This is a genomic window from Streptomyces sp. NPDC053431 (assembly GCF_044544925.1).
Taxonomy (GTDB): Bacteria; Actinomycetota; Actinomycetes; order Streptomycetales; family Streptomycetaceae; genus Streptomyces.
On record NZ_JBITXX010000033.1, the window covers coordinates 1 to 25148 of the forward strand.

Consider the following 25148-nt stretch of genomic DNA (forward strand, 5'->3'; position numbering starts at 1 on the left):
ACGATCCACGGCCGGGAGTTCCTCTTCGCCACGAAACGGACCAACGAGCAACCAAGCCGACAGTCACATGATCAACGACTTCTGTTAGGACCTTTAAGTCCGAAGAATTCGGATTTCCCACCACGCGGCCCACGTAGCCGTTTCTAGCACGATGGCGGGTATGGCAGGTGAAGAGAACACACTGGAGATTGCGGTTGCGGCACTGGGTGATGTGTAAGCAGCGGTCTACACGGCCCGCCGCGCTTTGACGGCGGCCACTGCGACCGCCTACCTGAACGGGGAGACGGTAGTCCGGATCGCGAAACGAACGGGAAGGACGTCATCGAGGTCAATTGCTCTGCGTCCAGTCCAGTTGTAACCTGCCAGCGCAACGACCCCGTCCTGTAGCACCTGTCGTGCGTAAAAAGCCAGGATACAGAGCGGGGCCGGTTGCTGTTGACAAAGAGCTCAGAGCATCCTCAAGGACTTGTTAATAGACGTCACAGGCTCCTGCCGCACGCTTTAGTGGGTCGGTGTCTGAACAATCTTAATTTCACTTGAATTTGAACCGATCGTGTGGGATCCCACGTGTGCAGTAAAGTAACCCACACCATTGAAGATCCATGGATCGATTCCCTGATCACCTCCTCCTGAGCCGACAAAAGTGCAAATGGCCGAAGGATGCTGAGTATTGGCGACCTTGCGGCAGTCTTCATTCTGCTTTAGGGCCCCGCCGGGTTCCTTTATCGCGCTCGACCGCTCAACGAAATAGCCGAGCTGATTCCTCTCGAAGAACCTCGGGTTGTGCACGATGAGTTCGATGTCTTCAGATGCGGCGACATTCGGATCATCGAGGACGATAGTAACTATCAAACGGTCATCAAGCGTCCGCTGACTACACGCACTAACCAGCCTGGCACCGTTAGCGTAATTGTAAGCGGCGACTCCACTGTTGCCACCGATCGAGCATTTTGTTCCATATTCCTTGACTGGTGCAGCAGAGGCGGAGGGGGAGGTCACTGCGATTGTTGCAGTAATACCTAAAACTCCAATGGCGCCTCGAATTACTCTACGCATCGCACTTCTCTTCAGGTTCGCCATGATAGTCTCTTCGATTGAGGGCGACGCTGGCACCGCAGGCGCCGATTTACCTCCGCGCCGGGATGCAATAATCTATCAGCGTGAATCGACCCGAATGGATATTGGCATTACCTTACCTCGCATCGGGAGGAAGTTAAATGAGTACTTTCTGCTCGAGTTCTTCATAGGTAAGGAATTCTTGTCATCGGTTATGTTGCATTGCGGTGGCTCGTTGTCAGCCATGCACTACTGAGGTTGGACTCGTGAAGTCGTAGGGGCTGACGGCTCGTTTGCCCCTGCGGTTTCACCAGGGCTGCTCCTCTGGGTTGGCCAAGGTGGCCACGTCGGTGTCGGGCGTGAGTTCACCTGGCACTCTGGCTGTCATGAGGGATGGAGCGCCTATGCAGGAGTCGGTTGATGAGGGCATGCGCCCGTGCGACTACTGCGGTCATCCAGTCGTGATCGAGTCGATGACGCCGGTCGCGGTGAGGCATCCGTCGATTGATGTCGGAGCGGTATTTGGATCTGGCGGAGGCCGTGTCGTAGCCGGCGGATGGGGTCGTCAGGGTCGGTGGAGGCGGTGTTTGCCTCGCTGGTCCGGCGGAGAATTGACCAGATGCCTTGCACTAGGTTGAGGGCGGGTCGCGGCGACAGCCTCGCACATTTCGGCTCCGTTGTCCTTGACCTGACAGCGCACCACATTCTCCAGTATCTGGCTGTCCCGCTACGAGTACTTCTCGTCTGACCGCAACGCCACGTTCACCGTCGTGCACTTCGTGCCAGTGCAGCAGGACGGCAACCGATTGACGGTCCAGAGCCTGCCCGGGTCGGAATCCCCGCTGACGATGGACCTGACCGTCGAGGGCGATGTCATCACCGGCACCTGGGTGGAGGACACCGCAACAGACGGCTTCTACCAGGGCGCCCGTTACCACCGGGTGATCCATGGTGATGAAACCGACGGGCTGGCGGATGACTGGTCGATGGCTCGGCCCCGGGCCGAACCCCGCCCCGGGCGACAGCACACAGATGGACGTCAACACCGGCCCGTGGGAGCTGGTGTTCCTGGAACCGTCTACCACCCAGGAGGCCATCGACCGGTACAGCAACCGGACGGAAATCTGATTGCCTCCGGCCGCAGCCCTGCCGGCACGCGCCCGATGTCTGCGAACGCTCCGGCTTCTCGGTATCCGCCGACAGGCTGCGGGCAGTGTCCTCCCGCCGAGAGGACAGCCGGTGAGCCGCCTGTCCGATCACGCACTCAAAACCGCGCGCCCCATCACCGGCCACCGCCATGGCGGCCACTACAAGTGTGAAGAAGATGACCGACACCTTTGCCGCCTACATCACAGGCTTGCCCAAGATCCTCGCGGGCGCGGCCGTGCTCCTCCGCGACGCCCAGGGGCGAATTCTGCTGGTCAAACCGGGCTATGTCGAGGACCGGACGTGGGCCCTGCCGGGCGCGACCGTGGAATCCGACCGGGAGGAGACGCCGCGCGAGGCGGCCCGCCGCGAGACCGCCGAAGAGATCGGCCTCGACATCTCCCCCGGCGCGCTGATCGCCATCGCCTGGGTCACCGGGGCGGGATGACCGCCACTGGTGACATATCTCTACGACGGCGGAGTCCTCGACGACGACCAGCTGGCCGCGGTGCAGCTCGAGGCGAAGCTGGATGCCTGGCGGCTGGTGCCACCGGACGAAGCTGACCCCTTCTTCTTGCCCGAGACGAACGCCCGGCGTCCGCCGCGGCCGACTGCGGGGCGGCGGACCTGGATCTCGGTGCGTCCAGCCGTAGCTCGATGCCCTCGGCCTGGGCATAGGCGAAGACATCCGCCAGGATCCGCAGCCGCAGACGGGGCCGGTCGGGGACCGCGCATCCCCGTTCCGCGAGAAGCCTGCGTATCTCCCCGATTGCGCGGGTGACGGTGAAACGGTTGACACCGAACAGCAGGGCGAGGAGGGAGCGCGGGAGATCGTGCCGCAGATGGATCAGCGCGGCGACCAGTCGGTCCACGAAGACCAACTGGTGCCGGGCGCCGCCTCCTGCCACTCGCTTCCTGGCCCCGCCGCGTGCCTGTGACGGCATCCCTCGACAGCGGCCTGCCACGGGTCGGCCAACTCCTCAAGCAGGCGAGCGAGATGGAGCGGAGAGATGCCCGTGAACAACTGATGCGCAAGAACCGCTGGAAGAGCTGCTCTTCCTGGCGGATCCGGGGATCAGGGTGGAGTCGGTGCAGGACGATGACGAGGTGATCCGAGTCGGTGTCAGATGCCGGACAGCCCAGGGCTCGGTGCCCGGGCTGCGGAAGCTGGTCCGCCGGCGGGTGCACTGCTCTTACGTGCGGTTTTCCGCTGACCTCCCTATGGCTGGACGGCAGGTGGGGCCGCGGCTTTGTGTCCGGCGCTTCACGTTCGAAGACGTCTCCTGTGGGCGGCGGACGTTCGCCGAGCAGGTCGCGGGCTTGAGCCGGCCCTACAGGCAACGGACGGAGTGAATAGGTGTGCTGGCCGAGGTGGGCCTCGCCTTGGCCGGTCGCTCCGGTCCCGGCTGACCGACGTCTTCGGGGCGAGGGCCAGCCGCAGCACAGTCCTACGGCTGCTCGACGCTCTCTCGAAACCCCAGCCGCAGCCAGGCGGCGTTGGACGCGCGCTTGGCGTTCCCACCGATGCCCTGGTGGACCTGCTGGTCGCCCTGGTCCACAAGATCAACGCCGGCGCTGAGCGGCGGGTGGAGAAGCAGCTGACAGCGGGCTGAAAGGGTTCGCGGCAAGAAAGGCATCCTCTTCCGGCTCGCCGACGCGGCGATCGGCCGACCCGAGGGCACCGTAGGGACGGTGCTGTACCCGGTGGTGGGTGAGAAGACGCTGCGCGACCTGGTCGCCGAGGCGAAGGCGAAACAGAAGGCGTTCAGAGCCAAGTCCCACTCCACGAGTGCGTGCGCGACATCGAGTACGGCACGATATGGAATCAACAGAGCCCCACTGGTGACGAGCTGAGCCTAGACAACTCGCTCAACATCCGTGGGGCTTTGCCCGTTTCCTCCACAACCCCACCATCCGATCCGTGACCACTCTGAAAAAGCTCAGTCACAGCGAACGAGAGGGAACCCTCATGGCCCCTGACCGCGAGGGCCATGACGGGTGGCGGAATGGTCAGCCGCGATCGGGAACGATTTCTCCCGGAGTGATTGCCGTGGAGGCAGGGAGCTCACTTTCAGAGAGGATCATGTGGCGGCAGTCGGGAGCTTCGCCGTTGCGCAGGCCGAAGGCGAGGTCGTCGATCTGGGCTGGGTTCTTGGGCGCCGGAGGGAAGACGATCTCCAGATGGGTTCCCGTGGGGAACTTGTCGGGACGGATGGTGGCGGTGAAGGCGCCGTCGCGGTGGTGGAAATCGATGGCCTTCAGTGTGGTGTAGCCGAGTTCGGGATCTTCGCCCTGGTCCAGCTGGCAGGTGGGATCGTCCTGGTAGACGCGAGCGTTCACGCCCATACGCTTGAGGTCTTGCTGGAGCCGGGTGGGATCCGGCCGTTCTGCGCCGGCGTCGCGGATAGTGACATTGACGGTTCCGTGAGGGTCGCGCTTCAGGGTGTAGGCGACCGTGGAGATCCGGTCAAGGTAGTCGCCGGGTGTGGCCGGGGACTCCGCGGTGTCGCGTCCGGCCACAACAGTTCCGGCACCGCCTGCCGGGTGCAGGACGAGAACGGCAGCGGCGACCGACGCGGCGAGGCCAGCGGTCAGCCCGGCCGGTACCCAGCGCCTGCGAGGGGCCCAAGAGGGGCGGGGGGCCCTTTCCGCGGCGTTTGCGTCCTGGGCGCGCTGCTCGACATGGTTCTTCAGCTCGTGCATCAACCGCTCCTCGAAGTGTTCGGGGTTCATGAGACCTCCAATGGGGATGAAAGGGACGGAGCGGAGTCTGGGATTGCCTTCTTGGCGAGTTCACGCCGCATGGCTTTGCGGGCGCGGTGCAGCCGTACCCGGGCGGCCACGGTGCTGATGTTCAGGGCGGCGGCGGCCTCCGTGACAGTCAGCCCGTCGACAGCGACCATTTCCAGCACGGCCCGCTGACTGGATGGCAGCGCGGCCAGGCCCTCAAAAAGGCCGCGGGAGGCCTGCTCGGCATCAAGGCGCTCCTCAAGCCGGGAAATGTCGTCGCCCTCCAAGAGCCGGTGACCGTAGATCCGGTTCTCCGCTGACCACAAACGAGCCGCTCGCCGGTCCTCGGCCGCGGCCACGTTCCGGGCGATGCCGTGCAGCCACGCAACAGGACTGCCCAGCTCCTCCCGGTACCCGGAAGCCGCCGAGATCGCCGCTAAAAACACATCGGCCACCAGATCCGCCGCGGCGAACGGGTCACGGCAGCGCCGGGCGGCATACCGCAGCATCGCCTGCACGTGCTCCCGGTAGAACGCCTCAAACGCCTCCGGATCCTCACCGATCCGCGTCACCTGGTATCCGCCGGGCGGTTGTCTCACATCGGCTCCTTCTTCTACCTCGTCCCTTCACTCCCTCTTGTCGACTTACGGCCGAGGCGTTACATGACGAATGGAGGCTTCTTCCTCGTGTGACTCCCTGTGCTTCATTTGAAGATCGACTGCAGTCAGGGAGCGCCATAGCGGCAGACCTCCGAGAGGAGCCCTACATGGGCGAGACCGGTGATCCGGCTCCCGACTCTCTTGCCGCCAGGTCCGCCCATGGCGCCCTGCCCCGGGACGGCTGTACGAGCGGACGAGGGGGGACCTGACACGCTAAGGCAAGGAGTGTCGGGAACGCAGGCACCCTCAAGTGATCAACGCACCACCTACGGATGATCATGCCATCCTGGGGCACAGGTGCGTGACTACGGGTTTTCGCCGGCTCGGCAGGACGAGATCTGGAGACGCTGGCGCGAGGGGCGGTCGTTCAGCTTGATAGGACGGGCACTCGGGGCACCGATGCAGAGCGCCCGCCGGTTCCTGTGTCACAGCGGCGGGGTCCGCCTTACCCCGCGGCAGCGAGCGGACCGGCACCTGAGCTGCAGCGAGCGAGAGGAGATATCCCGTGACATCGCCTCCCGGGAGTCGGCCTGGCAGTTGATCAGGCGGCTGGGCCGGTCCCCCTCGACCCTCTCCCGCGAGATCGCTCGCAATGGCGGTCGGGACCGCTATCGAGCCGCGTCCGCCGATGCGGCAGGCTACGCGCGGGCGCCGGCCCAAGCAGGCCACCCTCGCCCAACGACCGGCTCTGCGCGCCCTGGTGGAGGCCAAGCTGGCTCTGTGCTGGTCGCCCGATCAGATCGCAGGGTGGCCGCGACGGCAGTTTCCTGGTGATGCAGATCTCGCACGAAGCGATCTACCTCTCGCTCTACGACCCTCGCCGCCGCCAGGCGATAGACGGCACCCTCACCCAGCGGCCGCGGTCAGGCAGGCCCATGCGCCGTCCGAAGGTCGCCCGCCGGCCCACCGGGCGGGGCATCATCCGGGGCATGGTGTTCATCACCCACCCACCCACCGCCCGGCCGAGGTCGAGGACCGCAAGGTTCCCGGCCACTGGGAAGGCGACCTCGTGATGGGCACCCGGCCCTCGCCACGCTCGTCGAGCGCACCAGCCGCTACACGGCCATCATCGCGCTGCCAGACGGCATCAGGCGGAGCAGGTCACCCCGCACCTCACCAAGAGCCTCCTCGGCATCCCGCCGCAACTGCGGCGGACGCTCACCTGGGATCGCGGCCGGGAGATCGCCGAGCATCAGGCCATCACCGCCGAGACGGGGATGCCGATCTACCTCTGCGAGCCGCGCAGCCCGTGGCGACGCGGCACCAACGAGGACACCAACCGGCTGCTGCGGCAGTACCTCCCCAAGGGTGCTGACCTCCGCACATCCCAGGCGATGCCCAGCGCCCCCGGCAACCGTCACCACCGCAGCGGGTCCATCCCGTACGACCGCAGCGTCGAAGCGGTGTTCCCTGACGCTTGAAGGTCGGCGAAGAACACATCCGCCGCCCACACGACCGCGCCGCCGGCGTCGAGCAGCCTGTACGGCTCCCACGCATCGCCGGTCTCGACAAGCCCCCGACCTCGGGCAGCACGAGCCCCCTCAGATCCCTGCCGAGACCCTCCGCGTCCGTCATGCCGGGAAGCCAGCAGATACCGCTTTTAGTTCAATTGACATGTCCGGGCCGCGACGACGCCCTGATCGAGCACCAGGCGTCCATCCCTCTCGCACGCGCGTGGGGCGGCGGGCTGGTGCAGTCGGTGGACGGGATGTGGTTCGTGGTGCCGGTGCCGAGCGTGTACGCGCGGCCGAACCGAAGTACTTCGGACGCCGGGGCGGCGCGACCTGGCGGCCCGACCTCCGCCGCGGCCATGGCCGCCACCCCGGACCCGGTCCACCGACAGCGTCCCCGGCACTGCCCCGAGCAGGAGTACGTGAGCTTCGTCCGCAGTCAGGACGGCTTCAACCACCACTATCTCAACGCCAAACTGCGCTACTACCGAGCCTTTCGCGAACGGTGGCCGGACCTGGCCGCGTGGTTCGCCGAGCCGCTGGCCGAGCGGGTGGGCCGGCTGCCCGGCGAGTCCTTCCACCGCCCCTCGCTCCCCGCCTCGCACAGGGCCCGGCGCTACCTGACCTACCTCGGCCTGCGCGGATACGCGACGTTCGACTACCGGTGGATGTTCGCCGTCGGCCAGCTGCGAGTCCACGACCAGGCCGCGCTCGCCGGGATCGACCTGGACACCACGACGCTGGTCGAGGAGGCGCTCGCTCTTGGCTACAGCAGCCCGGCGGCGAAGCAGGCGATGCACTGGTCGGTGGCCCGGATCGTGCTCCGCAACGGCCTGACCGACGTCGCCGACATCACCGGCGAGCACATCACCGAGGTCCTCGAAGCGATCCGGCTCTTCCCCGAGGACCCGGAGTTCGCGTCCTTCTACCCATCGGCCGAGCAGTTCTACGAAGGCCCGGCCAAGTGCTGGATCACGCACCTACACCAGCTGGAGGTGGTGCTCTTCCACCGCGGCCAGGTCGCCGTCCAGCCGCGCAAGCTGATGCCGTCGTGGAAACCGCCTCTGGCACTGCCGCCCCGGATGCGGGCCGTCGCGGAGAAGTGGCTCGCGGCCCGCAGGCTGACCGACGCGCCCTCGACGGTGGAGAAGCTGGAGCTCGCGGTGCGGGTCTTCGGGCAGTGGCTCGGTGCACACCATCCCGGCATCACGACCTTCGCCGACGTCACGCGCCAGCACCGCCTTGACTGGATCGGCCACATCGCCGAGGCGCCAGCCCCGACCACGGGCAAACCGCTGGGCGTCATGTCGCGGATCCAGCGGATCTCCGGGCTGTCGCAGTTCTTCCGGGACACCGCGCTCTGGCTACGACGACGTGCCCGGCCACACCCTCATCGGCGGCGGCGACGCCCCGAAGTACCCGCAGAAGGTGCCGCGGTTCATCCCCGAGCAGGACCTCGAACGGCTGATGCCCGCTATCGACGCGATCGCCTGCCCATTCCAGCGGGCCGCACTGCTGGTCGCCCGCTGGTCCGCAGCCCGCCGCACCGAGATCCAGCGCCTTCCGCTGGACTGCCTGGACCGCTACCCCGACGGCACCGCGCGGCTCCGCCTGTCCGGCCGCAAGACCTACAAGGAGCGCGTCGTCCCCCTGCACGAGGACGCCGCCGAGGCCCTGCAGAAGGTCATCGACCTGCGCAGAAACGCACCGGAGCGGCCGTTCACCGACGAGAGGACCGGCGAGGAGATCCGTTACCTGTTCATGAGCCACGGCAAGCCACTGTCGACGTACTACCTGTTCGAGACCTCGATCCAGGCCGCCTGCAAAGCCGTCGGCCTCGTCCGCCCCGGCGGCGCCGGCCGGGGCACCGTCTCAGCTCACCGGTTCCGCCACACGGTGGGCACCCAGCTTGCCGAACGCGGCGCGAAGCTCCCCACCATCATGAAGGTCCTCGGACACACCTCCGTGAACATGGCCCTCGTCTACGCGCAGATCAGCGACCAGAAGTCCTGCGCGACTACCAGGCTGTGCTCGGCTCCGGCGCCACGATCGCCGGCCCAGCCGCCGACGAACTGCGCAACGGCACGCTGCCGGAAACCTCGGTCGACTGGCTCAAGACCAACTTCTTTAAGACCGAACTCGAACTCGGCCGCTGTCTCCGGCTCCCCGCCGAAGGCCCCTGCGAGTGCGACCTCTACCTGACCTGCGCGAAGTTCGTCACCACACCCGAATACGCACCACGGCTCCGCGCTCGGCGCGAGGTCGAGCTGACCCTCGCCCGCGATGCGGCCGAACGCGGCTGGGACCGCGAGGTCGAACGCATCGAGAGACTCCTGGCCGACCTCGGCCAGCCCCTCAACGCTGAAGCAGAGGAGGACGGCTCCAGCGCGTGATCAACCCGTGGCGGAGCTACCGGAGCGGTCCTCGCTCGTCTACATACACGGTGGGTTCCGACAAGAACACATCGACGTCCGTCGGGCCGTAAGCGATGTTGAAGGTGTCCATCCAGTACGACCAGTCCTGCATACCCGATGCGCTGCTGAAACGGTAGTTGAGCTGCCAGCGGACCCACTGTCCGGGGACGAGGTGAACAGCGGGGGGCCTGCGCGGCCGAGGCGGTATGCCGAACAGCGGCTCCACTCGGGGTTGGACCCGCAACCGACCGTCGGCTTCGCGCAGCTGGACGTCGACCTTGCGCAGGTCTTCCTGGCCGCCACGGGGCTCGAAGCCGTATCGCTCATGCATGCGGACCACGTGCGCAAACTGGTGCGGCACAGCAGGGACAGCGAAGCCGACCGGAGCTGCGTTCCTACGGGCGGCGGCCTCTCCTCCTCGGGACTGCTTCGTCCAGGACGTTCGTATCCACTGGACGGTGATTTCCACAGTCGCCACCCCTGCCACTCCATCGAAGATCTCACTCTATGCGGATGGCTTCTCTGGCCGACACCGGCACCGCCAACGATCCGAGCGACACACCGAAGGAAGATCAACTTGAACTGTCCACATAAACAGCGACATCGTCTTCGGCCTGCTCACGCTCGCCGGGTTCGCGTACGCGCCGTCGCTGGCGGACCCGCCGGACCATGCCGGACCAGAAGATGCGGCGCATCGACCGTGGGCCGACCACGGCGCCTTCCAGGACGCGGCCCGCGGCCGGGTCGACCTCACGCGGATCGCGCGGCACTGGGAGGACATCCTGCGGATCATCGGCTCCATCCACACCGGAGCCGTCCGCGCCTACGACGTGATCCGGATGCTGTCGCGCGAGGGTCGCCCGACGCCGCTGGGGGACGCGATCGAGCACTACGGGCGGATCGCCAAGACGCTGCACATGCTGCGCCTGGCCGACGAGCCCGGCTACCGGCGCCAGATCAAGGTGCTGCAGGAGGGCCGCCACACGCTCGCCCGGAAGATCTTCCACGGCCGGGCCGGGCAGCTCTACCAGCGCTACCAGGACGGCATGGAGGACCTGTTGACCGAACTACCGAGGGGTGAGGTGGAGCGTCCCCGGAGTTCGACGCACGGTGACGAGATCGGCCGGTCGGCCCAGCGCACTCCCCGCGAAGCCTTCCCGTACGACCGTCCTCATGTGCTGTCATCACGAGTCGTTGGAGACCACAGCGGCTCGTGGAGGATCAGGTGCAGGAACGTACGGAGTTACGGGATGTCACAGCACTTGCGGTGCCGAGGGTCGGCCGGGTCGAGGAGACCGGCGACCCGGCCCTGCCGTTCCGGCTGCTGGACGGGGACGGCGTCGAGGTGTCGGCGGTCAGCGAGTTCCTGCTCGACATGCTCGCTGACGACGACAGTCCAGCTTCGCTCCGTTCGTACGCGTACGAACTGCTGGCCTGGTTCCGGTTCTTGTGGGCCGTCGACGTGCCGTGGGACCGGGCAAGTCGTGCGGAGGCCCGGGACTTCGCGCTGTGGCTGAGGCTGGTCAAGAAGCCACCGCGGCCTCGACGGCCGGATGCTCCGGCGCCTGGGTCGGTTAACCCGGTGACCGGCAAGCGGTACGCGGGTGAGAACTACGCGCCCCGCACCCGGCGGCACGCACGGGCAGTGGTCCGCAGCTTCTACGAGTACCACCGCGACATGCACGGACGGCCGCTGCTCAACCCGTTCCCGAAGAGCAAGCGTGCCGAGGACGAGCATCTCAACGTCCACCACAACCCGATGCACGCCTATCGGCCCCCCACTCGCCGGGCTCCCTACCAGCCGAAGGAACCCCGGCGAATCCCGCGCGGTATCCCTGACCAGGCGTTCAACGAGTTGTTCGCGGCTCTTCCCTCGCACCGCGACCGCGCGCTGGTCGCTTTCTACATCTCGGCCGGCCCGCGCGCCTCGGAGCTCCTCGGCGTCAGCCGGGACCGGGTCAGCCCCGGTGACCAGACGGTCGGCGTCATCCGCAAGGGCTCCCGGGCTCTGCAGTGGATTCCCGCCTCCAGCGACGCGTTCGTTTGGCTGCGGCTCTACCAGCAGCAGATCCGCCCGCAAGCTCTCGACGGGCCCGACGAGCCTCTGTGGTGGACTCTGCGGCGTCCGATCAGGCCGTTGAGCTACGACGCGGCCCGCATGGTGTTCACCCGGGCCAACGAGACCTTGGGGGCGAACTGGACCCTGCATGACCTGCGGCACAGCGCGGCGAAGAGGATGGTGCGCGACCCCAAGCTCTCGCTCACCGACGTCCAATGGGTCCTCGGGCATCTCCACATCAGCACCACGGAGCAGTACCTCGAACCCGCTGAGGGCGAGGTCGTCGCGAACGTACTGGCCCACCACGCCCGGCAGGCTGCGGAGCCGGTCAAGCCGGTGATGCCCGCCCCGGGCTACCGTTCCGAGGTCCTCCAGACGCTGCTCGGCCCGGCCGCCCTCGGTGGAGGCCCGGCATGACCACCGAGACAGTGACCGCCCGCCGCTCCGCACCTGTTCGCCACGCTCCCTTGCCTCCTGGCCAGGAGATACGGGAAGTACCGACGTCCTGGTGGCAGACGGAGGAATCGCGCGAGAAGGTGCTGGAGCGCACGCTCGCGCTGCCGTTCACCGCGGACACGGACACCAACCAGCGCACGCGTCGACGCGGTCTGATCAAGCTGCTCGACTGGCTGGAGGATCAGCCAGGCCGGACCTGGCAGGAACGCTGGATGGCCAGCGGAGCCGAGGAGGCCGGGCGGGAGTGGCCGCGGCTGCCGATGCAGTGGCTCGCCGAGCACCAGCGGGCGCGCAAGTACGACCGTGCCGATCTGTGCTGCGGCATGATCCCGCTGCTGGGCGGACAAGTCGTGCGCCCCGCCTACCGGTGGCTGCTCCGGCAGCGCCCTTCTCAACTGCTGGCGCACATCCGTAGCGTCACCGATCTCGACGGTTTCGCGGCGCTCAAGGAGCGGTATACGGCCACCGGCCACACGGGGGCCAACGACTGCAACAACGCGCTCAACCGCGTCACCTGGATCGTGGCCCGCAAGGGCGGCACCGTTCACGACGTCACCATCGGCGACTGCGTCGAGCTGCAGCATGCCATCGGTGAGCACCAGACCAACGACCACGGCAAGCACCTCTTCTACCAACTCCTCGCAGGGCTCGGTGTCTTCGGACCCGACGCCCCCGCCCGGCTGAAGACGGTGATGCTGCCGGGGCAGTTGACACCGGCGGCCCTGGTCGACCGGCAGGGCATTACCTGCACCGCGATACGCGACCTCCTGGTCGACTACCTCACCGAGCGCGCGGTGGACGTCGACTACACCACGCTTGAGGAGATGGCCCGCTCACTGGCCGGACTGTTCTGGCGTGACCTGGAGAAACACCACCCCGGGATCGACTCGTTGCGGCTGGACGCCGATACCGTCACGGCCTGGCGGGAGCGCGTCCGCATGGTCCGTGACCGTCACGGCATCCCCATCCGGCCGCGGGTCAACGCGCACACCGTCTTCAGCTGGGTCCGGGCGTTCTACCAGGATCTCGCCCGCTGGGCCGCCGAAGAGCCGGCACGGTGGAGCCCGTGGGTCGCTCCCTGCCCGGTCCGCGACAGCGACACCGACCACAGCAAGAACCGCGCCCACCGCAAAGCAGCCATGGACCAGCGCACCCGCACTCGACCAGGAGCGGCTGCTGCTGGTCTCGCCAGAGCTCGGCGAGGTGCTGACAGCGATCATCCACCGCGTCCGGCGCGGGCAGCAGGCCATGCCCCTGGTCGCCGCCTACGACAGTCTGGAAAGGCTCTGGAGTGCACCGATGCCGTTCCTCTTCCAGCGCCGCTGCGGCCCGGAGGACCGAGCGATCCCGCGCAACTACATCTACACCTGCCTCAACGACGCCCTCTCCGCGAGCGGACTGACCGGGCCCGCCAACGAGCAACTGCGGTACACGCCGCACGACTTCCGCAGAATCTTCGTGACCGATGCCCTCCGCTCTGGTCTGCCCCCGCACATCGCCGCCCGCATCTGCGGCCACCGGATGGTCGACACGACACTCGGATATGCCGCGATCTACCCCGAGGACGTCATCAACCACCACCGGTCCTTCATCGCCCGCCGCCGGTCGCTGCGGCCCAGCGAGGAGTACCGCGAGCCCACCGCGCAGGAGTGGCAGGACTTCCTGGCCCACTTCGAGCTGCGCAAGGTGGCGCTGGGCGTCTGCGCACGCGACTTCGGAACTCCCTGCGTCCATGAGCACGCTTGCATCAGATGCCCCGTCCTACGACCAGATCCCGAGCAGAGGCCCCGCCTGGAGGAGATCCACGCGAACCTGCTCGACCGGCTCCAGGAGGCCAAGGAACAAGGCTGGCTCGGGGAGGTCGCCGCGATCGAGGCCAGCCTCGCCGCCGCCGAGCAGAAGCTCGCCGCCATGCGCGACCTCGCAGCCCGGCACACCACAGTCCACCTCGGCATGCCCGACTTCCGCACCAGCGCCGGCCGACTCACCGGCAGCTCTGACAGCGGCTGACAGCCGTCCGACCACGGGCCCTTCGCCCCTGGCTGGCCTGGTCTCAGGCGCGAGGCGGCAGGACCTCGATGATTTCGGCGATGCCAGCGGCCGGTTGGGCCTCGTGCATGGTGATCACGTGACCAGGCTTCAGATGCTGCCATTGCTCGGGCTGCAGGGGAGCCAGGCGAACGTCGGCGGTCTCTCCAGGGCCAAGCTGCGGCTCGAACTCCACCCAGAACCGCGCGATGTTCAGATCTTGCTGTCCGTCTGCGGTGCGGTGACCGATGTCCCACAGCGGTCTGAGCTGGCCGTCCCCTGAGAAGGCACTCTGGCGTCCGCCCTCGTCGGCTCCCAGAAGGGTCAAGGTGGCACGGATCGTGCCGTGTTTGGCTTCCCAGCCCCGCCACTCGCACCTACGGCGGCTGCGGTCGAGCATCATCTGTCGGGCAACCTCGGAGAGCATCTCCCAGAAGGTGATGGATACCGGATGGACATCCGCGATCTCGATGAGCACATCGAGCGCCATCTCCCACTCCTGGAGCTCGATCTCCTTGCGAACATCTCCGACCGTCTGGCCGTTCTCTGCCATGGCGTCCTCCGGCAGTACGTCAACGGCCTGCCGAAGGAGTGTGAACGCGTCATCCATATGCGGGATTGTCGCCTGGTCCCGGGCGCCTTGTCACAGGTGACCGTGCAGAACGCAGCGGCGCGCGACACGCCCGGACACTCCAGGGCTCCACGATTTCAGACAATTACTTTCAGTGACTAGACCCGCGCAGACCCCCGCCGGGCCGTCGGCTGGGCTAGTTCGGATAAGACCAGATCGGCGCCCTCGGCCTCGTTCTCAACGCCCCTGTTCAACACCCGCTACATGGACGCCGCCGTCACCCGGCCGCGGGCCGACGGGTTCGAGGTACGGGAGGAGGGACGTGGCCCGCCTCTCCCCGTTCATGCGGCACCAACCGCCGGACCTGCCCGGCGGCCTCTGCGCGATGCGGACGCGGTGGACGAGGAGTAGATCAGTGGCTGCGGGGCGCGTACATGATGACGGCCATCCCCGCGAGGCACACCAGGGCGCCGATGACGTCGTAGCGGTCGGGGCGGTAGCCGTCGGCGATCATGCCCCAGGCGATCGACCCGGCCACGAAGATCCCGCCGTAGGCGGCGAGGACGCGCCCGAAGTTGTCGTCGGACTGGAAGGTCGCCACCACACCGTACAGCCCGAGGGCGATGACGCCAGCGCCGATCCAGATCCAGCCCTTGTGCTCGCGGACGCCCTGCCAGACCAGCCACGCACCGCCGATCTCGAAGAGCGCGGCGACGACGAACAGGGCAACGGAACGAGCGACAGTCATACCGCCGGACCCTACCCGCGGCGGCCCCCGATCGTGATCTTCAGCGGGTTGGCCGACCCCTGGCAGCCGCACCCGCCCTGACCTGTGGCCTTCGGCGTGCAGGAGCAGGATCGGCGCCACTGGCCGTACCACCGAGTGTCGGCAGCGAGCACGGCCAGGGCGACGGCAAGGCCGGGCAGCCAGCCCACCACCACCCCCGCGCCGGCGCCGACGACCCCGGCGGCGATCATCATGGGCAGCGCGCAGCAGGCCACGCAGGCGAGCGCGGCAAGTCCGCCGAGCGCCTTCGGGGCGCGGTGGGGCGTCGGTCAGCGGCAGGGGCCGGCATGACGGTTCTCCTCGGCGAGGTCGGTGAAGGGGATGGGGCAGCAGCTGCTGGACGCGCAGACGGTCAGGTCGTCGCAGCCGGCTTCGACGGCGGCGGCCAGGGCGGTGCGAATGGTGGTGAGGTCGGCGATCTTCGCGTCGACCTCGACGAGCTTGGCCGCGGCGCGGTCCTGGAGCCCGGCCACATGGCGGCCGTGCCGGTGGCGGCCGGCCTCCAAAAGCTCGGCGACCTCCTCCAGCGTGAACCCGAGCCGCTGAGCGGCCTTGATCACCCGCAGCGCGGTCACCGTGTCCTCGCCGTACAGGCGGTGGCCGCCGTTGCTGCGCTCCGGCTCGGCCAGCAGGCCGCGCCGTTCGTAGTAGCGCAGCGTCTGGACGTTCACCCCGGCCGCCTCGGCGACCTGCCCGCTGCGCAGCCCCGTGCTCACCTTCGGCCCCCTGGCGGCAGAGGTACGTGCGGCGAGGGCGTCCAGGACCGGCTCGTGTGCCTGGTCCACCGAGATGTCCAGCCGGATCAGGTCCTGGACGAGGGTGGTGGTGAAGGTGAAGAACGAGCAGCAGCCGCTCTCACGGGCCACCAGGTCACGCACCCGGCCCTCCGCGCCCTCTCCGCCGGCCAAGTCCAGGCGCAGGAGAAGCGGCTGCGGGCGGGACACCGAGGCCAGCCGCTCAGCGAACAGCGCGTCCCACTCGGCGACCCGCAGGGGCTGCTCCTCGGTGGGCAGGGTGCAGGACCGCGGCACCCACGCAAGATCACTCATCGCGCTCCCTCCCGTCGTCACGTCCCCGGTGGTGGGGACACCTCCGACGGTAAACCTGTACCTAGGTACCGGATGCAAGCCCTGGTGTCGGCGGATCAGCGCCGGCCATCCCCCGAGCGAGCAGACCGGTCAGCTCCGCGATGGCCTCCGGGAGGGCTTGAAGTACCGGCGGACGTTCTCCGGCTTCTTGTGCCTCGACTTCGCATCAGCGTCAGCAGACTCGCCCCCGCCTCCCCGAGGTGGATCAGGGAGGAGTGCCGGAACTCATGCAAATCCCAGCCCCCCCGGGCCCGCGTACGGCGGTGTGGGACACGGGCCTGCCCGTACGACAGCCGCGCGAAGCCGGTGTCCGGGCAGAGGTCACGGGGGCTGACGACCTTCCACGGTCCCGGACGGCGGTGAGTGACGAACACCGGCCCGCGGGCGCGGCCCCTAAGGAGCCGGGCGATGCCGGCGTCCCAGTAGACGGTCTCCAGCACGAAGTCCTCGCGGGCCTGGCCCCGGCGGCGGGACTTCGACTTCGCCCCCTTGGCCTTGACCGGGCAAAGCGGCCGGCGAAGTCCAGGTCCTCGATGTTCACGCCCAGGATCTCCTCCGAGCGCCCGGCGGTCTCGTGGCGCATCCGCCCAGCGTCTTCTCCCGCAGGTGCACCTCGCGCCGCGCGATCAGCCGGTGGCCATGCGTCAGCGGGCCGGGGTCTCGAAGTCAGGCACCGCGACCAGCCGATCTGGCCTTCGACTCCGCCCTTCTCGTGCGCGCTGCGGATGCCGGCCTGGCGAGCGGAAGGCGGTCCAGCGTTCGGCCTCCACCCGGCGGCGTGAGAGGCCTAGCACCTGCGCGACGACGGCCCTAAGGTTGTCGTAGCGGACCTTCCGGGTCGGCACTCCGCCCAGCACGTTGAGAGCGTGGACGTGGCCCTCGAAGAACGCCCCCTGCCCCGCCGAGGCGAAGAGTGAAGAGGCGGTGGACGGCCTTGCCCGAGTACGACACCCGGCATGCGAACAAGTAGCAGGCCACCAGCTCGCCGGCCAGCTTGACCGTGACGTCCCCGAAGTCGACCTCGGCCTCGGCGCCCGGCCTGTGGGTCTGCGGGACACGCGTCGACCACACCCTTGCCGGGCCTCCAGCCGGATCTCCTCGCGGCGGCCAGCGACCGTAGCCACGGACCATCTGGTAGGAGACGTCGGCAACACGCTCGTCCAGCAGCCGGTCGAAGATGCGCTTGACGGTGTGCCGCTGCTTGCGCGGTGCGGTCAGATCGGCCGTGAGGATGCCGTCGATCACCGGCTTGTAGGGGGCCAGCCGAGTCTCTCGCGGCTCGCGTCGAGCGACTGGTGGCTCTGGTGGCCGCAGCTGCTCTCGGTCCGGTCGGTTGGATTGCCCGCGGATCTGTTCGCCGACGTCGCGCCGAAGGTGGTGACCGGCTGGCGTGCGCGGGCCGCGGTGGAGTCCGAGTCCCCCTCTCATCTGCGGACGCACCCGGGACCGCCGCGGGTGGCTCTGCTGGCCGCGCGGCTCCACGAGCGGGAGCGGGAGATCACGGACAGGCTGGAGGAGCTGTTGATCTCCCTGGTGCACCGGATCGGTGCGCGGGCGGAGCGGAAGGTCACCGAGTAGTTGGTCAACGCGTTCAAGAAGGTGTCGGGCAAGGAGAACAACCTCTTCCAGCCGGCCGATGCGTCGCTCGGCACGCCGGAGGGCACGGTCCGTGAGGTTGTTTACCCGGCGGAGTCCGGCGGCGGGGGGACGCCGCGGGAGCTGGTGCACGTTGCTGGTCATCTACGCGTACGGCACGAACACCGGGATCAGGGCGGTGACATCCGGCGGTCACGGCCATGGCGAGGACGAACTGCGCTACGTACGTCGGCCGTATCTGTCCGCCGAGGCCGCTCGCGCCCTCGCGGTCCAGATCGCGACGCCACGTTCACGCCCGCAGCACCGAGTTGTGGGGCCAGGGCTCGACCGCGGTCGCCTCCGACTCCGCCCACGTGCGCGCCTACGACCAGAACTTGTTCACCGAGTGGCACTCGCGCTACGGCGGTCGCGGGGTGCTCATCTACTGGCATGTGGAGAAGAAGTCCCTGGTCATCCACTCCCAGCTGATCAACTGCACGCGCCTCCGAGGTCGCCGCGATGATCGAGGGCGCCATGCGGCACGGCACCACCATGGACGTCGAGGCTAACTACACGGGCTCGTATGGCCAGTCGGAAATCGGGTTCGGCATCACGAGACTGCTGAACCTGGTGCCCAGGACCGAGCGGATCAACAAGGTCAAGCTGCACCGGCCGGTGGCCGGCGAACCGGACGCCTACCCTCAGCTGACCCCGGCGCCGACCGCCCGATCCGCTGGGAACTCGTCGCCCAGCAGTGCGACCAGATGATCAAGTGCGCCACCGCCATCCGGACCCGCACTGCCTCCACCGAGGCGATCCTGCGGCGCTTCACCCACAACGCCTCCCACCCCACCTACGCGGCCATGCTGGAGGTCGGCCACGCTCAGAAGACCGTCTTCGTCGCCCGCTACCTGCGGCTTCGGGACCTTCAGCGGGAGATCGAGGAGGGCCTGAACGTCATGGAGCCCTCCAACGGAGCCAACAGCGTGATCGCCTATGGCAAGGGCGGAGAGATCGCCTCCAACCGGCGCGAGGAGCAGGAGATGTTCGTGCTGTGCCTGCGCATCCTCCAGTCCGCCCTGGTCTACGTGAACACCCTCATGCTCCAGGACATTCGCGGTGAACCGGAGTGGGCCGGCCTGCTCACGCCCGCCGACCGGCACATCTGCCCCCGCTGTTCTGGTCACACGTCGCCCCTACGGTGTGGTCAACCTCACCATCGGCGCCACCGTGCGGCCCCCGGCGGACAGCGCCGACCAGCCCCTTTGTGGGGTAACCATGACATACCGTCCCCAAGAACAGGGATTGAGCTGGGGCTACTCACGTCAACCTCACCTTTGCAATGCAGAGTTCTCTGCACTAGCCAAGGGGAGGAATAGAGATGACGACGGACGCACGTGATGATTTGACCAGGGCGGAACGGCTGCGGAGGCAGGCAAGAGGTGATCTTCGGCCGTCTTCGGTCCCGTTGATCATTTTCGGTGCCGTTACTCTGCTCGGCTCTCCTTTGGCTTTCGACATAACCGGGCTGGGCAAGTGGTTCTGGATGCCGGCGGGCCCTGTGTGCTTTGTGCTGGTGGCTGCCTGGTACCGGCGCCAGGCTGCACAGAGTGGAGTAGGCGCAGGGCGGGGATCGTATTTCTGGACCGGACTTGCCACACTGCTGGCCACGGCCCTGCTCGCCCCTGTGGGCATCTGGGGGCTGACCACGATGGCGTTTGCCCTTGTATTGCTTGCCGTGCTCCAGCACAACGCCTTCCTGGTGGCTTGCGCACTCGCCTATGGGGTTATCGGAACTCTGGAGCAGCAGTACGTCCTGGATCAGTGCCTGAATACGCTTGCTCTGTGGAGTGGCTGGAATCAAGCCGGTGCCGGATACTTCAGCGCGGCGCCCGTTCTCGTCTATGGACTTCTCGGTCTGTCGTCGATTGGGGCTGGCTTGCTGGCACGGCAGCGGGAACAGGCGGGCTCGTGAAGAACGCAGACCAGGAAAGTGGCAGCCATCCCACGGCCGGCCTGGACGACGTGGTGCATCAGAGGACCCGGCTCGGCCTGCTTGCCGTGCTTTATGAAACCCGAGAGGCCGACTTCGGTTATCTGAAGTCTCTCCTGGAGCTCACTGACGGTAATTTGGGCCGTCACCTTGAGGTGCTAGCTCTGCAAGGCCTCGTACTGATCAAGAAGGGCTACCAGGGCAAGAGGCCTCGTACATGGGTTCAAATCACTCGCCATGGACGCGCGGCATTTACGGCCGAGATGTCCACCCTCAAAGAACTCGTGCGACGGTTCGAGGTTTCGAGCAACTCCGATAGCCAGTAGACGATGATCATGCCAGAGGTGTGCTGCCGCTTTCATGTGCACTTTTCCTGGGATGCCAGCTGGCCGGGAAGTTGTGGTCACAGGCTCCACGAAGGGCGAGCGCGTCGAATGGGCCTCTGGCAGGCAGCTGCGGCCGGGACGAGGAGTCGCAGCCCTGTCGGGGCTCCAGAGTGCGGGGCATGAGTGCCCGGCGCACGGCGATTCAGCTGAGCAAACGCATTCCCCGCAACAGCCAACGCCCCGTCCAACGGCACCTGCGAACCCTCGGCTTTCGATTCCTGGCAAGGAGGATGTGCCTTTCGCCGGTCGAGTCCTGCAAACCAACCACGGGGCTGCGAGCCCTCGCACTGACCTGACCTGATACAGGTCCGCAGCCGGCCGGGAACCCCCGTGGAGCCCCAAGGGGGCACGCAGAGTGTCCCAGACCCGACCGCATCCTTACCGGCGGGTCGGGAGGAGACCGTCGAAGCCGTGCGAGTCCGCCACGAGCGGGGCAGCCACGAGGCCGAGGTGGTGGTTTGGCCCCGGCGGGGGCGCTTGGCTGCCCCGGGCCGGGAAGCGGGCGCGGGAGCACGCCGGTAGTCCGCCCGATGCCTGTGCTGCCGGTGGGAGAACAGCCGGAAGGCGGCCGAGGCCCTGCAGCGCATCCACCTTGCCCTCCTGATCGCCCCGCACCGCTGCTGCCTCGTCCTGACCCACGGGGAATGCGCGGCACCACCGGCACGCTGGCCGCTGAGCTCCTGCGCCTCAGCGGGCACCTCGCCGTCGGCACGGTGCTGACCCGCCCTCGGCACGAGCCCCGGCGCCCCGTCACCCTTACCTGAACCCCGGCGAGGGTGGGGTGGTTTGGGGGAGCGGCGGATCGAGCCGTCGTCGGTGACGTGCCGGACTCTGGGGGAGTGATTCCTCTCGTTCTCTCAGACGCACAATCAACCCCCGACCACGCTGTGTGCTGAACTGGTCGAACAGGGGAGAGCGTTGTGATTGTCGTGATCGGCCTGGACGGCGACGAAAGCAGCTTACGAACTGCGACAGTTGGAGCAGTGGCCGCGTGGGGACGACGAACTCAGGCAGGCTGAGATCTCGGGCCGGAAGGCGCCCGCCGAGAGCGGCGACAGGGGACCGGCCCTCGAGGCGTCGCAGATGCTCCTGGAGCCACAGGGAGTCCTGGCCGCTCTCCGCGTCTGTCGGCACCTGGGCAGGGGTGCGGCGCCGGAGTGTCCACGTCCGCGTGATCTCCCTGATGCCCGTAGTCTTGCCCGGACCGCTGGTGCTCCCTGCTCGCCCTGCCCGGCCGGCGGCAGGCGCTACTGTCTCCTGCGGGATGAGGGCTGGCGCTGGTTGGGGCGTGACCAAGTGTCGCGTCCGGCCGATCCACCCCTCGCGTTGCCGACGGCAGGAGCGTTATCGGCTCGGTCCTGGCGGCTCAACAGGGCCGCTGCCGGGATGAGTAGCCCCGGCGGGTAGAGACCGCCCAGGTCGTGAGTCATCGGCCAGGAAACTCACTGCATCACACCCCACGGGCATACTGTTAACATGCCGCTGTCATTGCGCCCTCCCGCACCGAAGCCCTGCGAAAGCTGTCCTTATCGCCGCGAGGCGCCCGCGGGAATCTGGGCAAGCGAGGAGTACGAAAAGCTTCGGCATTACGACGCCGACACCCCTAACCAGCCAACGCGCGTTTTCCAATGCCATCAAGCAGACATCGACAGTGACGCTGGCCGTATCTGTGCTGGCTGGGCAGGGTGCCACGAGGGTGAGCATCTACTCGCCCTGCGTCTGGCGGTGGTCAACGGCCACATCAACGCCGCCACCTACAAGACTGTGGTCGACTATGAGTCGCCAGTGCCACTGTTCTCAGCAGGCGCCGAAGCCGCTGCTCACGGGCAGGCGGGCATTGATACGCCCACTGAGGAAGCCCGTCGTATGATCAGCAAGATTTCCCGGATGCGCAGAGACCTCCGGTAGCGAATGGTCACAGGCCGCATACCCGTCCCTGGGAGACGACAGCGTGACCGCGGAAGCGGATGCGATCATCTGGTACGCGGGCTTCACCCCGCCCTTCCCCCTTCCCTCCTCGCCCCCCTTCGGCCTGTGCGGACCCGGGGGCCACATCGCCATTGCCGGCGCCCAGGCGATCAGCGACCCTTGCCTCCACCTCCCCGGCTGTGGCGACTGGACCGGCCCCTGCCTCCGCCACCCCGATCGGCGTGGGCCGCGCCCCGCCCGAGAACGCGGCCCGGGCCGTCGCGGGGCTGCTCGGAGCTGTGTGAGTCCGCGGAGTCCGTGAGGAAGCCCCCGTGGTGCCTGGTGATACCGGCGGGAATCATCCAGGCCTCGAGGGAAGCGAGGTGAGGCCGAGCGGGCGTTCGGTGTGGGACGGGCAAGCCGTCGTCGACGCCTACGACGAGGACCGCCGGCCCTTTCACGCACTCCTGGACAAGGCCACGCCTGCCAGCCCCGCCCCTCCGATCACCGGCTCTCGCCGAACCCCCTGCGGCTGCTGAGCATGCTCCTCGGCTACCTGGTCACGCGCGCCTTGCTGGCTGTCCTGCATGGCTTCGGCTGCTTGCCCCGGAGCGCGAGCAAGGCGTTCGCCGGAGGCGGCTCCTTGGCGTGATCAAATCCCTGGGGCCATGCTCTACCGCTATCCATCAGATACCTTGGCTTCCAACCAGCGCCAGCTCATCTCGACAGGCGGGGCTGAGGCCCGTCAGCCGATGTGAGAGCTGCGGCGTTGGAGGTGCTCGGGTAGCCTCGCCGCGTCGAACTTCACCCAGGCGGGGGGCTCGAAGGCCGCGTTGCCCTCGTCGGTGCCGGCCTGGATCGCCGAGACCTCGGTGACGCGCTCCGCGACTGAGGCCCGACGGTGATGGGGGTGTTCACGCGGTCGCGGCCTTGGTCAGCAGTTGCCCCATGGCGGCCAGCACGGCGGGCTCGACGCGGTAGTAGACCCAGGTGCCGCGCCGCTCACAGGAGAGCAGCCCGGCCTCTTTCAGCTTCTTCAAGTGGTGGGACACGGTCGGCTGGGAGACACCCACGTCGGAGATGTCGCAGACGCACGCCTCGCCGCCCTTGTGGGAGGCGACCGCGGAGAAGAGCCGAAGGCGGACCGGATCTCCCAAGGCTTTGAACATGACTGCGGTCCGCTCAGCCTCATCCGCTGTCAGGGGGCGCTCGGCGAGCGGCGGGCAACACGGCTCGGCGGCGGGCTCCAGAAGCGGCAGGGCCTTCACATTCGACATACGTATATGTTGACATATGTCGAACCAAAGACTCAGGGGCTTCTGAGCGGCCCGCCCGCGAGGCGTCAGGCCGCGTCCCAGGCGCCGCAGCCGACTGCGTGAGCCGCCCCGGCCGCGCCGACGCCGACCCCCGATCCACATCTCCAGGCGGTTTCGATGAATATCGCTGATGACTTGAGCTTGTTCAGCGGTGAGTCTCGAGGGTGAGGATGGTTTGTCGATCGGCGTCAGCCGGTTTGGGCCGCAGCGGGCTGTGCGGAGGATGCGCCAGGTCTCGATCTGGGCACTGGCTCTTTCGACGGGGAGTCTGAGACGGGAGTGGGCCCGGTTGACGCGCTTTGTTTGATGGTGCGGTTCTTGCCGGGTCGGCGCTTGTGGGGAACGGTGACGATGTCGCCGGCGCCTTGGTAGTCGGGGTCGGCTCGGTCGGGGATGCCGAGGTGGATGTAGGTGGTGATGATCGGGTGTTGTCGGGCCGCGGTCTGGGCGTGGGTCCGGTCCGGTAGCGCGGGGGAGAATTCATGCCAGGGTGTCGTCCGGTGCGGTCACCACCTGCGTGTTCACCCCGTGGCGTCGGTGCCTTCCCGAGTAGTCCGCCCGGTCGCGGTCGGCGTGTGTCCCGTCGAGCGGGACGTAGCGGGCATCGGCCGATCTCAGTGTTGTGGTCAGGCCCGGTGCGCGTCCGGCGAGATGGCTGATCAGGGCATGCGCATAGTGTCGTTCTTCCGCAGGCACACCAGTGCCGCCACAGCGGCGCTCAGACGGTGACAGCCGGCACCGCCGGCCCCCCTCGCGGGTCAACATCGTCACCGACTCCACCCGGGCACGCAGGCCGTCGATGTACGGCACGACAAGGCAACCACCAGGCCCCGAGTCGAAGAGCTGCGGTCGTCAGACATCCCGCTCAACAACTCGAGGGCCTCGCAGCCGCACGGCGATCTCGGTGAGGTCGAAGTCCTTCACGACCTTGGGCACCGACCGGTCACCAGGCAGGCACAACTCCATGATCTCGGCCTTGAAATCGGCCGTGAACTGCCGGCTGGGCCGCGGCTTCTCATTCGGCATGTTCTCCACCATGGACATCCTTCCCCGGGCACGAGACCAGATCTCGGATGTCCGCCAAACCGAAGCAACCTCAGGAGGGCACTCGCACGAGGTGACCAGCGCCTTGGTATGCCTTGTCCGCCCAGCATTTCAGCCCGGTGGCAGCGAGGGCGTTGATGATTGCGCGGGGTCGGGCGGCTGCCAGATCGTGGGTGGCTCCGGGCAGCGCGGGCGAGGCTCATAACAGCCGCCCGAGGGTCGGTCAGGACCTGCACGTTCCCGCCGTGCCGCTTGTGCTTACCGGAGTAGTACGGCGTGTCGGCTGCGGTCCCGTCGATCGTCACCAGAGTGCCGTCCAGGGATGACGAATGCCTTCGCCCGGATCACCTTCATTCCCTTGTCCACGGTTGGCGCGAGGGCGGCCAGAGCAATAGTCAAGACTTGTGGATCAGTTGAGGTGGTTCATGCTGCGAAGGTCTCGTCCTGTTCGGCGGGGTGGCCGTTGTGGAAGCGGGCGCCG

Annotated in this window: 22 protein-coding genes and 10 pseudogenes; 16 read left to right on the forward strand and 16 right to left on the reverse strand. The window is 67.4% G+C overall.

The annotated features are described in order from the left end of the window. Positions 1–501: 501 nt before the first annotated feature. Entirely contained in the window at positions 502–1080 is a 579-nt protein-coding gene (locus ACIGXE_RS35775; RefSeq protein ID WP_399754246.1) for a hypothetical protein, read from the reverse strand. A 1300-nt stretch (positions 1081–2380) separates the two neighbouring features. On the opposite strand from ACIGXE_RS35775, the pseudogene ACIGXE_RS35780 reads away from it, so the two are divergent. Next, positions 2381–2797 (forward strand): annotated as a pseudogene (locus ACIGXE_RS35780) (NUDIX domain-containing protein); the annotation flags it as partial. Here the strand turns inward: ACIGXE_RS35780 and ACIGXE_RS35785 are convergent. The 3 genes and pseudogenes from ACIGXE_RS35785 to ACIGXE_RS35795 all read right to left on the reverse strand — a co-directional run. Further along, positions 2770–3226 (reverse strand): annotated as a pseudogene (locus tag ACIGXE_RS35785) (transposase family protein); the annotation flags it as partial. The pseudogenes ACIGXE_RS35780 and ACIGXE_RS35785 overlap by 28 nt on opposite strands. Before the next feature lie 986 nt (positions 3227–4212). Continuing rightward, complete coding sequence (locus tag ACIGXE_RS35790) at positions 4213–4935, reverse strand: hypothetical protein (protein WP_399754249.1); 723 nt, start codon at positions 4933–4935, stop codon at positions 4213–4215. Then, complete coding sequence (locus ACIGXE_RS35795; protein WP_399754251.1) at positions 4932–5531, reverse strand: RNA polymerase sigma factor; 600 nt, start codon at positions 5529–5531, stop codon at positions 4932–4934. The genes ACIGXE_RS35790 and ACIGXE_RS35795 overlap by 4 nt, the downstream gene beginning before the upstream one ends. A gap of 459 nt (positions 5532–5990) precedes the next feature. Between ACIGXE_RS35795 and ACIGXE_RS35800 the strand changes: the two genes are divergently transcribed. From ACIGXE_RS35800 to ACIGXE_RS35810, 3 genes and pseudogenes are all read left to right on the forward strand, one after another. Further along, a complete protein-coding gene (locus ACIGXE_RS35800; RefSeq protein WP_399754253.1) occupies positions 5991–6365 on the forward strand; it encodes a helix-turn-helix domain-containing protein in 375 nt (124 codons plus the stop codon). A 359-nt stretch (positions 6366–6724) separates the two neighbouring features. Then, on the forward strand, positions 6725–7012 hold the full coding sequence (locus ACIGXE_RS35805) for an IS30 family transposase (protein WP_399754276.1): 288 nt from the start codon (positions 6725–6727) through the stop codon (positions 7010–7012). A gap of 215 nt (positions 7013–7227) precedes the next feature. Beyond that, positions 7228–7379: pseudogene (locus tag ACIGXE_RS35810) on the forward strand (Tn3 family transposase); the annotation flags it as partial. Positions 7380–7988: 609 nt separating this feature from the next. On the opposite strand, the gene ACIGXE_RS35815 reads toward ACIGXE_RS35810, so the two are convergent. Continuing rightward, positions 7989–8396 carry a hypothetical protein gene (locus ACIGXE_RS35815; RefSeq protein WP_399754255.1) on the reverse strand — a complete coding sequence of 136 codons (408 nt, stop codon included), beginning with the start codon at positions 8394–8396 and terminating at the stop codon, positions 7989–7991. A gap of 113 nt (positions 8397–8509) precedes the next feature. Here ACIGXE_RS35815 and ACIGXE_RS35820 point away from each other — a divergent pair, with 113 nt between their 5' ends. Then, positions 8510–9244: a tyrosine-type recombinase/integrase gene (locus tag ACIGXE_RS35820; protein WP_399754277.1), complete on the forward strand. Its 735-nt coding sequence runs from the start codon at positions 8510–8512 to the stop codon at positions 9242–9244. Between the two features lie 207 nt (positions 9245–9451). Here ACIGXE_RS35820 and ACIGXE_RS35825 read toward each other — a convergent pair whose 3' ends face one another. Next, positions 9452–9925, reverse strand: coding sequence for a hypothetical protein (locus tag ACIGXE_RS35825; protein WP_399754279.1), 474 nt, complete (start codon positions 9923–9925; stop codon positions 9452–9454). 181 nt (positions 9926–10106) lie between these two features. On the opposite strand from ACIGXE_RS35825, the pseudogene ACIGXE_RS35830 reads away from it, so the two are divergent. The 3 genes and pseudogenes from ACIGXE_RS35830 to ACIGXE_RS35840 form a co-directional block, all read left to right on the forward strand. Next, a pseudogene (locus ACIGXE_RS35830) lies at positions 10107–10457 on the forward strand (Tn3 family transposase); the annotation flags it as partial. Positions 10458–10681: 224 nt separating this feature from the next. Further along, positions 10682–11932, forward strand: coding sequence for a tyrosine-type recombinase/integrase (locus tag ACIGXE_RS35835; RefSeq protein ID WP_399754257.1), 1251 nt, complete (start codon positions 10682–10684; stop codon positions 11930–11932). Positions 11933–13174: 1242 nt separating this feature from the next. Then, positions 13175–13981 (forward strand): tyrosine-type recombinase/integrase, encoded by an 807-nt coding sequence (locus tag ACIGXE_RS35840; RefSeq protein ID WP_399754258.1) that lies wholly within the window; start codon positions 13175–13177, stop codon positions 13979–13981. A gap of 43 nt (positions 13982–14024) precedes the next feature. On the opposite strand, the gene ACIGXE_RS35845 is transcribed toward ACIGXE_RS35840, so the two are convergent. Continuing rightward, positions 14025–14609 (reverse strand): hypothetical protein, encoded by a 585-nt coding sequence (locus tag ACIGXE_RS35845; RefSeq protein WP_399754260.1) that lies wholly within the window; start codon positions 14607–14609, stop codon positions 14025–14027. A gap of 170 nt (positions 14610–14779) precedes the next feature. Here ACIGXE_RS35845 and ACIGXE_RS35850 point away from each other — a divergent pair. Further along, positions 14780–14967, forward strand: a pseudogene (locus ACIGXE_RS35850) (Tn3 family transposase); the annotation flags it as partial. A 15-nt stretch (positions 14968–14982) separates the two neighbouring features. Here ACIGXE_RS35850 and ACIGXE_RS35855 read toward each other — a convergent pair. The 5 genes and pseudogenes from ACIGXE_RS35855 to ACIGXE_RS35875 form a co-directional block, all read right to left on the reverse strand. Then, positions 14983–15318 (reverse strand): YnfA family protein, encoded by a 336-nt coding sequence (locus ACIGXE_RS35855; protein ID WP_399754261.1) that lies wholly within the window; start codon positions 15316–15318, stop codon positions 14983–14985. Positions 15319–15329: 11 nt separating this feature from the next. Then, positions 15330–15572 (reverse strand): hypothetical protein, encoded by a 243-nt coding sequence (locus ACIGXE_RS35860; protein WP_399754263.1) that lies wholly within the window; start codon positions 15570–15572, stop codon positions 15330–15332. Between the two features lie 54 nt (positions 15573–15626). Next, on the reverse strand, positions 15627–16406 hold the full coding sequence (locus ACIGXE_RS35865) for a MerR family transcriptional regulator (RefSeq protein ID WP_399754264.1): 780 nt from the start codon (positions 16404–16406) through the stop codon (positions 15627–15629). 61 nt (positions 16407–16467) lie between these two features. Continuing rightward, positions 16468–17125: pseudogene (locus tag ACIGXE_RS35870) on the reverse strand (site-specific integrase); the annotation flags it as partial. 130 nt (positions 17126–17255) lie between these two features. Beyond that, positions 17256–17690: a hypothetical protein gene (locus tag ACIGXE_RS35875; RefSeq protein ID WP_399754266.1), complete on the reverse strand. Its 435-nt coding sequence runs from the start codon at positions 17688–17690 to the stop codon at positions 17256–17258. 93 nt (positions 17691–17783) lie between these two features. On the opposite strand from ACIGXE_RS35875, the gene ACIGXE_RS35880 reads away from it, so the two are divergent. The 7 genes and pseudogenes from ACIGXE_RS35880 (at position 17784) to ACIGXE_RS35910 (ending at position 22307) form a co-directional block, all read left to right on the forward strand. After that, positions 17784–18023, forward strand: coding sequence for a hypothetical protein (locus tag ACIGXE_RS35880; RefSeq protein ID WP_399754268.1), 240 nt, complete (start codon positions 17784–17786; stop codon positions 18021–18023). A gap of 218 nt (positions 18024–18241) precedes the next feature. Next, positions 18242–18589: a Tn3 family transposase gene (locus tag ACIGXE_RS35885; RefSeq protein WP_399754269.1), complete on the forward strand. Its 348-nt coding sequence runs from the start codon at positions 18242–18244 to the stop codon at positions 18587–18589. Further along, positions 18573–19399 (forward strand): annotated as a pseudogene (locus tag ACIGXE_RS35890) (Tn3 family transposase). Before ACIGXE_RS35885 ends, ACIGXE_RS35890 begins: the two are co-directional and overlap by 17 nt. Before the next feature lie 2 nt (positions 19400–19401). After that, complete coding sequence (locus tag ACIGXE_RS35895) at positions 19402–19995, forward strand: hypothetical protein (protein WP_399754271.1); 594 nt, start codon at positions 19402–19404, stop codon at positions 19993–19995. Continuing rightward, entirely contained in the window at positions 19992–20339 is a 348-nt protein-coding gene (locus ACIGXE_RS35900; protein WP_399754272.1) for a winged helix-turn-helix domain-containing protein, read from the forward strand. The genes ACIGXE_RS35895 and ACIGXE_RS35900 overlap by 4 nt, the downstream gene beginning before the upstream one ends. A gap of 1023 nt (positions 20340–21362) precedes the next feature. Beyond that, a pseudogene (locus ACIGXE_RS35905) lies at positions 21363–21806 on the forward strand (hypothetical protein); the annotation flags it as partial. 69 nt (positions 21807–21875) lie between these two features. Next, positions 21876–22307 (forward strand): DUF6283 family protein, encoded by a 432-nt coding sequence (locus ACIGXE_RS35910; protein ID WP_399754273.1) that lies wholly within the window; start codon positions 21876–21878, stop codon positions 22305–22307. 914 nt (positions 22308–23221) lie between these two features. Here ACIGXE_RS35910 and ACIGXE_RS35915 read toward each other — a convergent pair. From ACIGXE_RS35915 to ACIGXE_RS35930, 4 genes and pseudogenes are all read right to left on the reverse strand, one after another. Continuing rightward, the gene (locus ACIGXE_RS35915; protein WP_399754274.1) at positions 23222–23584 is read right to left on the reverse strand and encodes an ArsR/SmtB family transcription factor; all 363 of its coding nucleotides are present in this window, start codon (positions 23582–23584) and stop codon (positions 23222–23224) included. 184 nt (positions 23585–23768) lie between these two features. Beyond that, positions 23769–24388, reverse strand: a pseudogene (locus ACIGXE_RS35920) (transposase family protein). 87 nt (positions 24389–24475) lie between these two features. After that, a complete protein-coding gene (locus ACIGXE_RS35925) occupies positions 24476–24661 on the reverse strand; it encodes a hypothetical protein (protein WP_399754275.1) in 186 nt (61 codons plus the stop codon). 64 nt (positions 24662–24725) lie between these two features. Then, positions 24726–25054 (reverse strand): annotated as a pseudogene (locus ACIGXE_RS35930) (transposase family protein); the annotation flags it as partial. Between the last annotated feature and the right edge of the window lie 94 nt (positions 25055–25148).